The organism is Halodesulfovibrio sp. (assembly GCF_015482765.1).
Taxonomy (GTDB): domain Bacteria; phylum Desulfobacterota; class Desulfovibrionia; order Desulfovibrionales; family Desulfovibrionaceae; genus Halodesulfovibrio.
Genome location: NZ_JADMLB010000012.1, coordinates 27,965 through 42,267, shown reverse-complemented (window position 1 = coordinate 42,267; position 14,303 = coordinate 27,965). Strand labels below are relative to the sequence as shown.

The window sequence follows — 14,303 nt, the reverse complement described above, 5'->3', positions numbered from 1 at the left end:
AGGAGGTAACTGTGGTTAAGATCAGTATTAACAATTGGAAGCAAGCATTCACAAACGGCGAAGCATGGATTTCTGAAAAAGAAGAGCAATGCTTGTGGAATGAATACCAGATCCGATCAGGTATCAAACTGTTAGTTCAAGACTGCCCTGCCATTACAGCAGATCATACATTTCAGTTCGAACAACAGGATGCACCTGTAGAATTTCTTTACTGCCTTTCAGGGAGAACAACCGTCTGCTTATCTGATAGCAACGGTAAAGAGCAAACAATGACTACCCAGAGCGGTTCCTACACCTGCTCTTATCTTCCATACTGCTGCGGTGTTTCAAAAACCTGCTCTGGAACACCACTTAAAGCTGTCGGACTACAAGTTTCCATGGAAGCTCTTTCTTCTCTCATTTCAAAAGAACAGACATCCCTTCTCTCCCTCATGGAGCAGGAAACGTCTCTACAAAACTCTTGCCCGTTCTTTACAGAGGCAGCCATCCCTTTATCCCTTCAAATCAGCGCTAAACAAATTCTCGAGTGCCCTCTTGAAGGAAATTTCCAAAAAGTTTTTTTAGAATATAAAGCACTAGAGTTGCTCTACACACAGCTCAGCCTGCTTGATTCAATCGCAGCACTAAGTAAAGGTATTACCGAATTCGAAGAAAAAGCTACACGCAAAGCATATACAAAACTTATGGAGGACATATCTACTCCCCCGTCGTTACCTGAACTTGCTAAATCTGTCGGGCTTTCCCATACTCGATTAAACAAACTGTTTAGAATGATATATGGTAACACTGTATTTGGAATACTAAGAAAAGAGCGCCTTGAGTGTGCCAGACGCTTGCTTGAAGATGGTAGACGAAATGTTTCTGAAATTGCTTATGAGTGCGGTTTTTCAAGTCCAAGCCATTTGTCCCGTGCATTTGTAGAACAATTTGGTTCGCAACCTAAAAAATATCAAACTGAACATATGATGCGACAAACAGCTCTTGAACACCCTTCACATCTTAATATTAACTAAAAATAATATCGGGCAGTAATGTAATACAGATCGTTATTATCATACTGCCCGAGCAAACCATTATTTGCTCCAGTCCAGATCATAACGCCCGTCGACAAGTTCCAATCATCACCTATTTTATACTCACCGAATGCCTCAATAAGTCCACCATCACCACTGGTATACGCCTTACCACGCACACCCACTTTAAGGTCATCTCTAAAAAACTTTCTGCTTAATTCGTAAGTGAAACCGTGCCATAGCTTTGTACCGATAAATCCTTCATCGGAAGTACTAAAGTACTGAGAAACAGCATCCATAAAAAACTGAACATTGACGTAATAAACACCATCAAAATCGTAATCTCCTCCGGCAACCCACTGCCAAAGATCACGCCTTCCAATGCCATTGCTGCTACTCTCTCTTGCCACGGGATATTGAGGTTTATATGCAAGTTCTCCACGAATGGTTCCTGCACCAATTCCTTTAGCAAAGTTAATCCCAAAGGCTGTAAATCGAGGATGCTCAGGACGAAATTCTGGAATTCCAGAAGCAGTTTCATATCTGCCATAAACTGGAGAGTTCACAAAACCATGATACGCAATAAATGCTACATCCCAGCCATCAAAGTTGCGAGAAAGCCTTGCACCAACTTCTACATCTCTGAACCACCGATCTGGAACATCCTGCGAATCTAAAATAAGCGTTCCATTATCTTCACCTCGATACAGTTCTTTTAATCCCTGTGTAACCCAAGGATTTCCCTGTTTAGGAATATCTTCTACACTCGCGACAGGCAGAAAGACTCCCTCAAGAGTCCAGTCACCGATAAACCATGTGGCGCTTGCCAGCCAAACCGGAAGACGATTATCTGCTCTGCCTGTCGCGATTGGATCACGAACATCTAATGGGTTAATCAAATCCATAGGGTTAATCCCGTCACCGGTGCCCCAGCGAATAATTTTACTCCCAACCACACAATCAAATTGCTCAGAATCATAGCTTACGTAGCCACTACGGAGCACAGCATACACAGCCTCATGCCCTGTTCCATCCCAGTATTGCGCCGCAATTTCATAATCACCGTCAACACTAAGAAAAGCAGAAAATTTATCGTAACGATAATCTGTCTCAACGCGCAGACGCTGGCGCATAGAGATTGGTTCCTGCGGGGTATTCAATCCAAACTGGTTTCGAGATTCCAAAAAGCCAGCGTACGAAAACACACCACCATCGGCATCAGCTTTTGGATCCTCAATCAACTCTTCAGGAATAGAAAACCCCACATCATTGGCAAAAGGATCTCCACCAACTGTGCTGTCTATTTCTTCAGCTAAAACCCAATGCCCACTCAGGAACAGGCAAGACATAAAGACACAAAGCGAGAATACTATTTTTCGAGTCATAATTCGTGATCTTTGCGGAAACTGTGCAAATAAGATTGAGTAGAAGAAAATGATGCAGAAACTAGCGCTTCAAGTCTGTCTGTAAAAACAATGAGTCACTTAAACCGGTATCATATGCTACCTTACGGTACTCCATAATGGTTACTGTACCTCGGGAAGGTGTTGTCATTTTTTGGCGAGTTGTTGTCCAAATTCCTTGGATTTTTTTGAAACCACCATACACCAGTTCTTTGTATGATTTACCTGCATGGTTGATGTATTCAATTTTTGCAGGAAGCCATATATCTTTACGCACCCATACAATACGTTTACTAAAATTCGTTTTGTGCGGATGGACTGGTGTCATTTCTACTACATAACAATCCACACCAAATAACTGCTCTTCACGCAAAAGCTTGTGTGTATCGTCTGCCACCTCACGCTTAGAAACATCCTCGTTTGCATAATCGCTCCGCATGAAAGGCCCCTTTTTACCGCCTCCACTCACCCTTCGAACGAGTGACTCTGACGGCATGTAGACCCACATATCATCTTCCTTATCAATATCTTGATGTGACCATGTAAGATAAGAAGTATCACGAACTTCCTGAGGCTCTGAGAAACGGATAACCTGCTTTTCAACGCCTTCAAATTTCTTTTTCTTAACATCCATAGCACGCACAAGCTGTTGTGAGCCGCGCTTTATAAGCATAATGGATTGCATTTCACCACACTTGCTTGTGTCAACAGCATCCATACGTTCCGCAACTTCTAATCCGGTAATACAAAAACCTGATTGCGGAATAAGAATTGAAACGATCAACCAACAAAAGAAAGTAACATTAACACGCAACAGCATGACTCTCTCCTTCACGTAATTCCATCTCAATACCTTCTTCCCGCAGCACATCAATCACGGCTTTTGGCGGAATCATCTTTGGAAAACTGCCAATACCAGAAGCTTTTGAAGCACCGGTTACAATACGATGTGCCATCATTGCTGTCGCAAGACCTGTCCCTGTGTATGAGTCAGGAAATCGTAATGTTCCTTGAACGGAGCTTACGGCACCATCTTGAACTCCAGTAATATTTGTTACCAGCATATATCCTTTCGAAGTTCTACGGTTGCCATCCCATGCAGAAACACGGCACAGCAAACGTGCAGCCAAATCCGTCAAAGCCGGAGACCGGTAGCAACGAAGCATACGCATAAGGGAGAGGGTTGCAGAAAAGGCTGGGCCAGTATTCACCCAGAAGCATTTTCCTAAGAAAGCTTCTGTGTCTTTAACTACCCGCTCAAATTCTTTGGTGTAGAACGGTTGAGCTATACTTTTACCAAAGGGGTCTGGAAGCTGAGGAAAATGTACAAAGCGCTCTGAAACTGGAAGAGGAATACGTTTCTTATTTTTTGCCTGACTCGCCCCAAGCTCTTTCAGTTCGCCCATACCACAAACCATGTCATACATGGAGCCGTATGACCAAACATCCTCGCCGGCAAAATAGCTGTTCAAAGAAAAAATCTGTGAAAACTGTTTAGCCATTACTAGCGGAAGTGATGCAGAGATTCCCGGCACAATACCGGCGGCAAAGCACAGTTGTAATTTTTTATCTTTAACAACGTCCTCTAGATCTTTAATAAGCTCAATAACATAGTCATACCCACCGGGGTCTACCATATGACAATCAGCATCGATCGCCACTCGTGCAACTTTATCACCAATTAAAGCAGTTGGGCCGGTGCAATTCACAACCACATCACATGTGCTTAACAAGCTGCGCAGTGAATCAGAACGTTGAATGTCTACTTGATATGGCCGGCATTGAACGTCCTGAATATTGCCTTGCTCCTCCGCCAGCCGCTCAAGCTTTTCAACAGCTTTTGATGCAGACTGGTAATTACGCCCACAAATATAGAGATCTACACCACCTTTTTTAACCAAATATGAAGCTGCAACCATTCCAACATTTCCATAGCCTCCAAGGATCGCAATTTGTTTCATTATATCGCTCCGAAAAGACCAGTGCTGAAATACCGTTCTGCCCGATCTGGAAGTATTGTCGCAATACGCCATTCGGGATGTTCTTTGGCAATTTGCGCTGCTGCCGCCAAGTTTGCACCTGAAGAAATGCCAGCCAGAATCCCATGACTTTTTGCTAAGTCAGCGGCATACTTCATTGCCACATCATCTTGTATTTCAATAATATTACTGATTATTGAAGGTTGGAGAATTTCAGGGATAAAACCGTCTCCAATCCCCTCTATGCGATGCAGTGAGTTAGCCTGACCGAGCAAAGCAGAAGCCCCCTTAGGTTCAACAGCAGCAATGTGAATATTCGGCTGCTTCTCTTTCAGGTACAAACCAACGCCCATTAAAGTTCCGCCACTTCCAATGCCACTAATAAAGCAATCAACATTACACGATACATCCTCCCACAACTCTCTGGCAGTTGTTCGATAATGCGCCTGAATATTCTCTTTATTCACAAATTGGCCGACGGTAAAAATATCGCCCTCTTCTGCTATCAACCTGTGGAGAGCATCCACAGCTCCTCCAACGCTCTCTCCTGCCGGAGTCAATACAACTTCAGCACCGAGATGACGGATCATTTTCTGACGTTCCAAGCTGGCTGTTTCCGGCATAAAAATAGTAACTTTGTATCCCATTGCGGCACCTGCCATAGCTAAAGCAATACCTGTATTTCCGCTTGATGCTTCGGCGATATGCGTTCCGTGGGTCAAGCGCCCTTCCTGTTCTGCATTATCCAAAATATGACGGATGATTCGATCTTTGATTGAACCACCCGGATTCAAAAACTCTGCTTTAGCAAATACCGTCCCGCCCTGCATGTTCAGTTCAAGACAAGGTGTGTGCCCGATACAATCCATGATTGATACTGCGCTCATGGCTTTCTCCTAAACTCGTAACGCTGCTATGGCAGCGAGATAGTTATTTTGCAGTGTTAATTCTAAAATCTGCACGTCATCACATTGAGCATGCTTTGTAATTAAAGGAGACCGAATACCGTTCATTTCTTTTTCCGTTGAAAAAAAATCCGGCAGTAATATTCCAAAAGAATCCAACGGAAGCTTTAAACCACAGCCCACAGCCTTCACAAAAGCCTCACGAATAACCCAACACCGCAAGAACGCTTCATCATTGCATGGCGACGATTTAATCCATGTAGTTTCCATGTCAGAAAACCAATTCTCTGCTATGGACAATGCCTCTGGTATAGGGCGATAAAATTCAACATCTACGCCAAGTTCGTGAGTCTCAGAAACAACAATAAAAACTAGGTCGCCTGAATGTGAAAGATTAAAATAAAGGGGGTTACTCTTAATGAAGGGCTTGCCACTTGCAGCATACTCAAATGTTATATTCTCTGGAGTGACACTGCTGTATTGAGAAAGAACAGCTCTAAGTGCCCCTCTGGCATAGGAGTATTTGTCTGCAAATTTTTTCGAGGCAAACAGCGCTGCCCGCTCCCATTCAAGAGCGGACAGGCTGTCTTGTAATGTCGGAATGTTGAACAACTCTGAATAACTAAACACCCATGCATGTACTTCATCGTCACAAAAACAGCATGACTGACTACTATTCAAGTCCTCCATTCCTAATTGCCTTATTGAAGGGAGAGCAGATGCAGCCCGGGGAATGACTGCATCATGCCCTTCAGCAAAATTATTACATGGCAATGCAATGCTCTGCACAACCACCTGCCTTTACGGTCTCTTCGATTTGATCCAAAACATATGACCACTGACTTTGAATAAAGAAATGATCACCTGTAACCTGCTTAAACGTGAATTGCTCCGTCGTTTGATGTTTCCAGCCAAGCATTTCCTGTGTAGTTGCTTCCGGATCATTTGTTCCGCAAAACGCTGTGATCGAAACAGGCAACGGATCGCCATGGTTATATTCATATGTTTCGTCCACGGTAAAATCAGCCCGCAAAATTGGAAGATAGAGAGCCATTAACTCAGGATTTTCCATTAATTCACGTGGAGTTCCGCCAAAGCGTCCGAGTTCTTCACAAAACCTTTCCTCAGACAACTGATGCAAGGGTCTCGGTTCAGGAATCTCTGGAGAACGACTTCCTGAAACAAACATATGGACAGGTAGCTGATGCCCACGCTTGTGAAGTGTTCTTGCTACTTCAAATGCCATACGAGCACCAAGACTATGCCCAAAAAAGGCATACGGACCGGTTATCTGCAAAGCCAGTTCTTCAACTAACTCACCGAGTATCGCATCCATTGAGTGAAGTAATGGCTCTGCAATCCGATTCTCCCGCCCTGGTAACTGAACAGCTGCTACATCAAGACGAGGCGAATGCTGACGCAGCCAAGTTCTATATGCCGAGGCACCGCCACCGGCAAAAGGAAAGCAGAACAATTGCACATCACCACCCCGCTTTAAGCTAGGCATTATCCATTTAGACATAATTCAACCTACACTTCCTTTTGGTCAAAAGGTTTGAGCAGCAATACAAGAGCAGGAGCCAGCAGCAAATCTGCAAGCAATGCGCAGGCAAAAGCAAAGCCAGCAAGTGCACCAATCTTAACCCAGCCCATCATTGCTGAGATCATCAACACACCAAAACCGAGAGCCAATGTAATTGTGGTAAACATCAAAGGACGTCCTGCGCCGATAATTGTTTCACGAACGGCAGATTCATACTCACCGGTCTTTTCAAACTCTCTACGCAGTCGGATAAAGAAATGAATGGTGTCATCAACAGCAACACCAATAATCATGGCACTCACACTCATGACCACCGTATCCATATAGATTCCGGTAATCCCAAGAAGACCAAGCACCATTAACACTGGAAAGACGTTAGGAAGCATGCTGATCATGCCAAGCTTCACAGAGCGCATTGCCCACATCATAATCAGGCCGATTACCGTAAACGCCAATGCAAAACTAGAATTTTGTCCGGTTGCTATGTTATCAGTAAGAGCTACAGACAAATCCACAGAACCAGTGGTATCTACCGTTACACTTCCATCTGGGAATAGCGCGTTTGCTTGTTTTAAAATAGCGTTTCGAAGAATACGTGCTTCTGCTGTACCGAGTGCTGTGGTACGAGCATTTAACCGTGCAATAGAGCCATCAAAAGAAAGCATCTTATCAAGCTGATCGCCGCCTGCCATTTCATACAAAAGAAGATAATCGGAAACAGCCCGATCGGTTTCCGGCAATGAATAGTATGCCTCAGCTCCACCGTGCATGCCTTTTCTGACCTTGCGCAATGCATCTAAAACACTGGTTACGTCAGTCACAAGTCTATGCTGCTCAATACTCTTTTCAAGCAACTCCATCTTATGAAGGAAGGCAGCGCTCCGAACACCATTTTCTTTTTTAGTGTCCAGAATAACTTCTAACGCCATTGAACCGCCCATGGTATCATCAACATGTTCAATCGCCTGACGCATGGGCACATTTTCTTTCAATAACCGAGTATTATTTGTTTCGATCTGAACAAAGTTTGCTGCCACAAGACCGATAACAACAAAGACAGAAAAACACGCTACAATCTGCTTAGGTCGTTTAATTACAAAATCTGCAAGCCTAACAAATAGACGATCAAAAACGTCTTTTTTTCTCTCTGGTACAGCTTTACTATTCTTTGGATGTTCTCGACCGAAAGAGAAAAAGAATGGAACAAGGAGGAAAGTAAGAACAAGCGCCGCAATAACACCACCCGGAACATACCAGGCCATTTCCTGAAACGGTTTAATAGGAGCGGCAATAAAAGAGAAAAAGCCTGCTGCGGTTGTCAGCGTAGTCAGTAAACACGGTAACCCGACGCTCGCAATAGCTTCTTTGACTGCTTCCTTACGTGGTATTCCGGATTGGTATCGCTCATTAAACGCGACAATTACGTGAACAGCATCACCTATACCTACACAAATAAGTATGACAGGCAGTCCGATGATCATAAGGTTCAGCTGGAGGCCGGTAAGACCGATAATGCCGAATGTCCACAGCACACTAAGAACAACAATCAAAAGGGGGACGAGTGAAGAACGAATCGTTCTTGTGAGCAACGCAAGAAGTATGAGCTGAATCAAAATGCAAACACCAAAAAGCATAGGTGTTTCTTTACCTGCCAGCACGTTGTAGTTGAACATAAATGCAGGTTCACCCACTACCCATGACTTCAATCCGGAAAATTCATTTTTTCCCAAAATATTGTAAACTGTGTAGGCAACTTGCGCCTCAGGATTCTGTGCATCGGCAGGGTACGCACTCATTTCCAACATAATAGCAGCAGTATTACCATCAGCAGAAATGTAACGTCCTACAAAATCTTCCTCTTCTAGAGCACGGGCGCCACGCGCCGCAACTCCATTTTGATCTTCAGGAACATCTTCTTCAAACAGTCTGAGTATATGAATACCGTCTTTGGTAGGATCGATAGCTTCTGCATTACCTACCCACGTCATGTCTTTAAGAAAAGGAACTTCACGTTCCAGTTCACCGGCCAGTTTACGCAAAGATGTTACTGTATCTTTTTTGAAAATCCCTTTGTCTTCGTTTGGCTCGAGCATCAGGTATACAAAATGATCATTCCCGAACTGCTGTTTAAATACATCAAGGCGGCTCATTGCCGGATCATTGTCCACGAACCAGATTTTTGTTGAACCGTTAAAAGTCAGTCCCTGTGACATAAAAAAGAAGCCAGCAGTTAAAGCAACCACCAAAAGTAAAGACAACCAACGAAAACGAACAAGCTTTTCACCCATTCGTTTGAAAATAGCATGTGATTGTTCGGTCATATTGATACCTATAAAAATGGGCGCCTTGTATAAAAGCGCCCTGTTAAGATTAAGCTTTTACATTAAATGTGACGCTGCTGCCGAAGTAGACTCTGTTGCAACTATCTGAGAGCTCTTTCAGCTCATTATCCGGAGTTACATCCTGACGGGAGAAAACGTTGATAAGCCATTGACCGGCTGTCGGCATTTTAATTCGTGCCCTGCCGTTCACAATGTAGGCGGACAAGAAGAAGCCTTCCAATTCACCTCCGGCTTCACCACCGAAGGTATTTGAAGATGCAAGTAAAAATTCCATTGTTTCCTGAGTACAAGAGAATGGTTTACCCATAAATTTCACACTAAAGGTAACCCAATCTCCCACATGCACATCACTAAGATCAGTAAGCGGAATAAGCTCCAGCGCATGCCCAAGTTCTTTAGGCTCAGTCCATTCTTTGTGCTTAAGGAACGTTTTTGCGAATGCCTGATACTTTACGCTGGTAAGTACATTTTTATCTTTAACTTCTGACAACGGTTTATTAGCGGTGCAAACTTGACCATCTTCTTCCCAAAGCGCAAAAAACTCTTCTTTTGTAGAAGCTGTAACTTGATGTGTTCCAACTTCTGCTTTTTCATCAAAAGATATTTTGCGAGCAGCCAGATCACCAGCTTCAATAGTTACGCCGTCCTTACCTGAAACTGTATCTACTTCAGCAACTGGCATCGGGAGTGGCGTTCTACTAAGAGACGGATCTACAAGTTCATATTCGCCAAGGGTTAACGCGCCATCCATAAAGTCATCGTTAGGAACGACATGTCCGAAACCAAGGCTTACAAAATAATGCCATGGTGGGTTTTCAAGAGATTTGTGTAACCCAAATGATTCTGTTGCGTTAATCCATAATTTTCTTGCCATGCTGTTCTCCAAAAAAATGCGAAACCACCCAGCGGATGGTTTCGCATACTGTTAGAAGTTATATGTAAGTGATACGCCCATGGAGCGTGGAGCACCCTGCTGTGCGATGGTGCTGCCCGGTCCCCAAGCCCATTCGTTTTCATTATATTTTTTGTCGAAGAGGTTTTTCACCCAGAAGATAATATCAAAGTTTTCTCCCTCGTAACCAACACGAGTGTTTACAAGAGTACGTCCGTCAACTTTAGAGTCATTTTTTGTATCGGTGTAGAAGGAACTTACACCAACAACATCTGCACCGATAAGGAATCCAGATTCCCAACGGTAAGTACCACCAGCGGTGTAGGACCACTCAGGAGAACCAGGAGTAACTTTGTTATCGTAATCAAACGCGTCAGCTCCTTCAGTCTTCCAATCCTTCAAGCGGCTATTAAGGTAACCTACGCCACCATTAATAGTCAGACCTGCAATTGGTATCCATTGAAGGTCAAGCTCAGCACCGTAAGAGCGGGCTTTCGCAGCGTTTACAATACGGCGACGTTCCAGATCGCCAGCAGTTGGTTCCATCTGTGCAACCTGCTTGTCTCGAATAGTAATGTAGAACAAAGCAACGTTTGCAATCAGACTTTTATCAAACAGATTTGTTTTTAAACCGAGCTCGTAGTTCCACGAGTATTCTGGCTTAAAGTAGAACTGATCAGCTTCTTTTGCTGTTGAGTAATCATACCCACCAGCAAGATAGCCTTTACTAATTTTGGCGTAGGACAAAATATCATCGGTAATGTCGTATGCTAAGCTGGCAGTAGGTAACAGTTCAGTATAGGAGTGGTATTCAGAGAAGGTGTCTTTAGCACCATAACCAGTCAAATCCTTCTTACCGTCAAGTCCCAGCCAGTCAACGCGCAAGCCACCAGTCAAATGCCATTTGCGGGTAATATTCCATGTACCCTGACCAAATGCTGCTGCACCGCTGTTATCTTGTGTTGTTTTGTGAGTGTAACCAGCAGCTTCATATCGTGTTTTCACATCTTCAAGGTAACCGTAAAATCCGCCTAACCAATCAAAAAGACGATCTTCACCCGGCTTTGAAGAAAAACGTAACTCTTGGCTTAAAATTTTAATCCGGTTCTTACCGCCGGAATCACCCCAATCGGCCGGAGACATATCAGCATCGTTTGCGTAACGCTGGTGGAACAAGTGATGAGCAGAAACAGAGGCTATATCAAAATTGCCTGCGTCATAATTCACTTTTAAAACCTGCGCACCAGCATTAACACGGTTCTCATTTGCACCGTTCCAATTAAGTGTGTTGCGCTTAGTTTTGTTAGGACCTTCAATGTAACGATATACACCTACGCCGTTATCTTTTTTGCGCTGCTCGATAATTGCTGTAAATTCCAAATCCTGAGTTGGCGTAAACAGAGTAGTAAATCGGCCACCAAGCTGATTTGTCTTTAACGCATGGTCACCATTGTACTCGTTCTCCATCCAGCCGCTTGAGTAGTCGCGCTGACCGGAAAATTTCATGGCAAGTTTGTTATCAATAACTGGAACATTGACTGCAAAACCACCACGGGCAATCGGCTCTCCACCATGCGCGTCATATGCGCCCAGCTGTGTGTAAAGCTTCGCACTAAGGTCAAAATTCGGCTTTTTTGTTACAATGTTAATTACACCGGACTCAGAGTTACGTCCGTACAAAGTCCCCTGAGGGCCTTTAAGCACTTCGATTCGCTCGATGTCCCAAAAATCTAAATCCTGCATCTGATGAATCGGATAGTTAACACCGTCCACATAAAAGCCGGCAGTCGAATAGAGAGACCCTGCAAATGATGAAACCCCACGAATCACGATTGCCTGGTCAATACTGTTCTTACGTAAAAATACGTTTGGAACATACTCAACAAATTCACTGAAGTTATTGATGACTCTCTCATCCAGTTCCAGATCAGTATAAGCTTCAACTGTTCCTGGAATTTTCTGAATATTCTGCTCAACCTTTTGAGCAGTTACAGTCATTCCCTCAAGATAATAAGACTTTTCTTCCTCTGCATGTCCGTTAATCGGCAAAGACAGCATAATGCCGATTAGAACAAGCAGCACCCCTACTTGTTTTTTCATGGTTCGACTCCATTGCGTGTTAAAAACTAGTCAAACCATCTATAATGAAATTCATTATCAATCTTTCATTTTATGAACATTTCCTTGCTTTTTAGGAATTTCTGAGCAGAACTCCTCAACTTTTCGACTAGCTCTACCAAATTCTTTTAAATACATACTTTAAACATTTTACAACAACTACAAACAGATAGAATATAAACGCCCTCTAATCCCTTCTAATCCAATCCTCATAGTTCAGATGCCCCAACAAAAAAGGACTACAAATTTTTTTGTAGTCCTTTTTTCTATCCAATTTCTTATCTATTTTCATTTGAGCAACATACTATCACTATTCTTCCACGATATTATGATGACGCATCTTCCGGAACAGCGTTTTTCTGTCAATCTGCAATGTGCTTGCAGTCATCATCCTTCGCCAATCATTCCTTTTTAATACATCAATAATATATTGTCGCTCAAATCGCGCGACTGCACGTTCCAGTGTTTCTTGCGGCATGTATTCCTGCTTAATAGCATTTCTACCACTGATTACCTGTTCTTCACCAAGGATTAATGTTCCGAGATGCAGATACTGATGTAATGCATTCTGTAATTCTCGAATGTTACCCGGCCAATCATATTGAACAAAGGCATTCATAACTTCTGTTGTAATTGGTGAACAGCAGTCCTGACGAGGAAACATACGCATAAAATGCTCAATAAGCTGTGGGATATCATGCTTTCTTTCCCTGAGTGGCGGAATATAAATGGGAACAACGTGGATTCTGTAATAAAAGTCACTACGCATTGCGCCGCTCTTAACCAGTTCCATTAAATCACGGTTTGTTGCCGCCACAATACGCGGCCTTACATGGACGACTCCAGTACCTCCGACAGGAGTAAACCCACCACCTTCAATCGCCCTCAACAGTTTAATCTGCCCCATCTGGCTTATCTCGCCAAGTTCATCTAAAAAAAGAGTTCCATTATCTGCCTGTTCAAGAAATCCTCTGCGATTTGCAACAGCGCCCGTAAACGCACCTTTTTTATGTCCGAAAAATTCACTTTCAAATAAATGCTCCGGCACGGCTCCGCAGTTAACGGGAACAAAATTACCATTAATCCTTGTACTATGATCATGGACTGCGCGGGAAACCAGCTCTTTTCCTGTACCGGATTCTCCGTACACAATGACGTTGTCATCTGTACCGGCAGCTTTCAGTATCATTTCATATAAATTTTGCATCGGTTCAGAATCACCGACAATATTTTCAGAATAATGAGCCTGCATCTTTTTCTTCAATACTGAGTTCTCTTTACGAATGCCCAATTCCTGTGTCTTGCTTTTTGTGGCGTCAGAAATAAACCCTTCAATGGCATATAACGAATCTTCTTCATCATACAGCCCAACGCCTTGCTCACGCACCCACTTTGTTTCTCCAGATTTCAAAACAATTCTATATTCACACTCAAAACGCTCTTTTTTTGTCAACGCCTCTGAAATCTTAGCACGTATGCTGCCGCGATCTTTTTCCAATACTATAGAGAGAAAACTGTTTGCATTCCTGCCTGTAAAATATTCAGGAGGATACCCCGTCAAAGCCTGTGTTCCCACACTCATAAGCTGCATAGTTCGATCAGCATCTACATCTGCACGATATGCAATACCAAACAGGTTATCCATAAGCGTTGATAGCTGCCTGTTTTTTTCAGACAACTGCCGGCTGATGATGTTTTTCTGCTGCTCCAAAACTTCCCGCATAGACTTCAATTGTAAATGCGTTTGAACCCGTGCCATGACTTCTGCCTGATGGAAAGGCTTAGTGACATAATCCACACCACCAACAGCAAAAGCACGTGTTTTTTGAAGTGGATCATGAACGCTGGAAATAAAAATAATGGGTATTGAACTTGTTATCTCATTTTCCTGCAATCGTTCGCATACAGTAAAGCCATCCATATCCGGCAGCATAATATCCAACAAAATAATGTCCGGCGTATGGTTCATAGCATTTTTCAATGCTGCCTCACCCGTTTTAGAAACAAGCAGGTCATATTCCGTCTGTAAATTCTTTACCAGAACACGCAAGTTAATCGGGTTATCATCAACAACCAGAATGCTTGATTTTTTATTCATTCCCTCACCT

At 43.3% G+C, this 14,303-nt stretch carries 11 protein-coding genes; 1 reads left to right on the top strand and 10 read right to left on the bottom strand.

All coding sequences use genetic code 11. The features are described from left to right. Positions 1 to 11: 11 nt before the first annotated feature. Positions 12 to 1,013 (top strand): AraC family transcriptional regulator, encoded by a 1,002-nt coding sequence (locus QZY95_RS01770; RefSeq protein WP_290918566.1) that lies wholly within the window; start codon positions 12 to 14, stop codon positions 1,011 to 1,013. Here the strand turns inward: QZY95_RS01770 and QZY95_RS01765 are convergent. The 10 genes from QZY95_RS01765 to QZY95_RS01720 all read right to left on the bottom strand — a co-directional run bounded on the left by QZY95_RS01765 (position 1,010) and on the right by QZY95_RS01720 (position 14,293). Beyond that, positions 1,010 to 2,398: a hypothetical protein gene (locus QZY95_RS01765; RefSeq protein WP_290918563.1), complete on the bottom strand. Its 1,389-nt coding sequence runs from the start codon at positions 2,396 to 2,398 to the stop codon at positions 1,010 to 1,012. The genes QZY95_RS01770 and QZY95_RS01765 overlap by 4 nt on opposite strands. Before the next feature lie 61 nt (positions 2,399 to 2,459). Then, positions 2,460 to 3,236, bottom strand: a complete 777-nt coding sequence (locus tag QZY95_RS01760; protein WP_290918561.1) for an outer membrane lipoprotein-sorting protein — start codon at positions 3,234 to 3,236, stop codon at positions 2,460 to 2,462. Beyond that, positions 3,220 to 4,377, bottom strand: coding sequence for a saccharopine dehydrogenase NADP-binding domain-containing protein (locus tag QZY95_RS01755; RefSeq protein WP_290918558.1), 1,158 nt, complete (start codon positions 4,375 to 4,377; stop codon positions 3,220 to 3,222). The genes QZY95_RS01760 and QZY95_RS01755 overlap by 17 nt, the downstream gene beginning before the upstream one ends. Continuing rightward, on the bottom strand, positions 4,377 to 5,282 hold the full coding sequence (locus tag QZY95_RS01750; protein WP_290918556.1) for a cysteine synthase family protein: 906 nt from the start codon (positions 5,280 to 5,282) through the stop codon (positions 4,377 to 4,379). The genes QZY95_RS01755 and QZY95_RS01750 overlap by 1 nt, the downstream gene beginning before the upstream one ends. Before the next feature lie 9 nt (positions 5,283 to 5,291). Beyond that, positions 5,292 to 6,089 carry a 4'-phosphopantetheinyl transferase superfamily protein gene (locus QZY95_RS01745; protein WP_290918553.1) on the bottom strand — a complete coding sequence of 266 codons (798 nt, stop codon included), beginning with the start codon at positions 6,087 to 6,089 and terminating at the stop codon, positions 5,292 to 5,294. After that, the gene (locus QZY95_RS01740) at positions 6,064 to 6,822 is read right to left on the bottom strand and encodes a thioesterase domain-containing protein (RefSeq protein ID WP_290918549.1); all 759 of its coding nucleotides are present in this window, start codon (positions 6,820 to 6,822) and stop codon (positions 6,064 to 6,066) included. Before QZY95_RS01740 ends, QZY95_RS01745 begins: the two co-directional genes overlap by 26 nt. A gap of 8 nt (positions 6,823 to 6,830) precedes the next feature. After that, complete coding sequence (locus QZY95_RS01735) at positions 6,831 to 9,164, bottom strand: efflux RND transporter permease subunit (protein WP_290918546.1); 2,334 nt, start codon at positions 9,162 to 9,164, stop codon at positions 6,831 to 6,833. A 49-nt stretch (positions 9,165 to 9,213) separates the two neighbouring features. Next, positions 9,214 to 10,059 (bottom strand): DUF4198 domain-containing protein, encoded by an 846-nt coding sequence (locus QZY95_RS01730; RefSeq protein WP_290918545.1) that lies wholly within the window; start codon positions 10,057 to 10,059, stop codon positions 9,214 to 9,216. Between the two features lie 51 nt (positions 10,060 to 10,110). Continuing rightward, complete coding sequence (locus tag QZY95_RS01725) at positions 10,111 to 12,177, bottom strand: TonB-dependent receptor (RefSeq protein WP_290918542.1); 2,067 nt, start codon at positions 12,175 to 12,177, stop codon at positions 10,111 to 10,113. A 328-nt stretch (positions 12,178 to 12,505) separates the two neighbouring features. Beyond that, entirely contained in the window at positions 12,506 to 14,293 is a 1,788-nt protein-coding gene (locus tag QZY95_RS01720; protein WP_290918540.1) for a sigma 54-interacting transcriptional regulator, read from the bottom strand. Positions 14,294 to 14,303 lie beyond the last annotated feature (10 nt).

What these genes read in the sequence shown, in the direction of transcription:
- QZY95_RS01730 (WP_290918545.1), bottom strand. Translation starts at nt 10,059, where the DNA reads ATGGCAAGAAAATTATGGATTAACGCAACAGAATCATTTGGGTTACAC.
- QZY95_RS01750 (WP_290918556.1), bottom strand. Translation starts at nt 5,282, where the DNA reads ATGAGCGCAGTATCAATCATGGATTGTATCGGGCACACACCTTGTCTT.
- QZY95_RS01740 (WP_290918549.1), bottom strand. Translation starts at nt 6,822, where the DNA reads ATGTCTAAATGGATAATGCCTAGCTTAAAGCGGGGTGGTGATGTGCAA.
- QZY95_RS01725 (WP_290918542.1), bottom strand. Translation starts at nt 12,177, where the DNA reads ATGAAAAAACAAGTAGGGGTGCTGCTTGTTCTAATCGGCATTATGCTG.
- QZY95_RS01755 (WP_290918558.1), bottom strand. Translation starts at nt 4,377, where the DNA reads ATGAAACAAATTGCGATCCTTGGAGGCTATGGAAATGTTGGAATGGTT.
- QZY95_RS01760 (WP_290918561.1), bottom strand. Translation starts at nt 3,236, where the DNA reads ATGCTGTTGCGTGTTAATGTTACTTTCTTTTGTTGGTTGATCGTTTCA.
- QZY95_RS01735 (WP_290918546.1), bottom strand. Translation starts at nt 9,164, where the DNA reads ATGACCGAACAATCACATGCTATTTTCAAACGAATGGGTGAAAAGCTT.
- QZY95_RS01765 (WP_290918563.1), bottom strand. Translation starts at nt 2,398, where the DNA reads ATGACTCGAAAAATAGTATTCTCGCTTTGTGTCTTTATGTCTTGCCTG.
- QZY95_RS01720 (WP_290918540.1), bottom strand. Translation starts at nt 14,293, where the DNA reads ATGAATAAAAAATCAAGCATTCTGGTTGTTGATGATAACCCGATTAAC.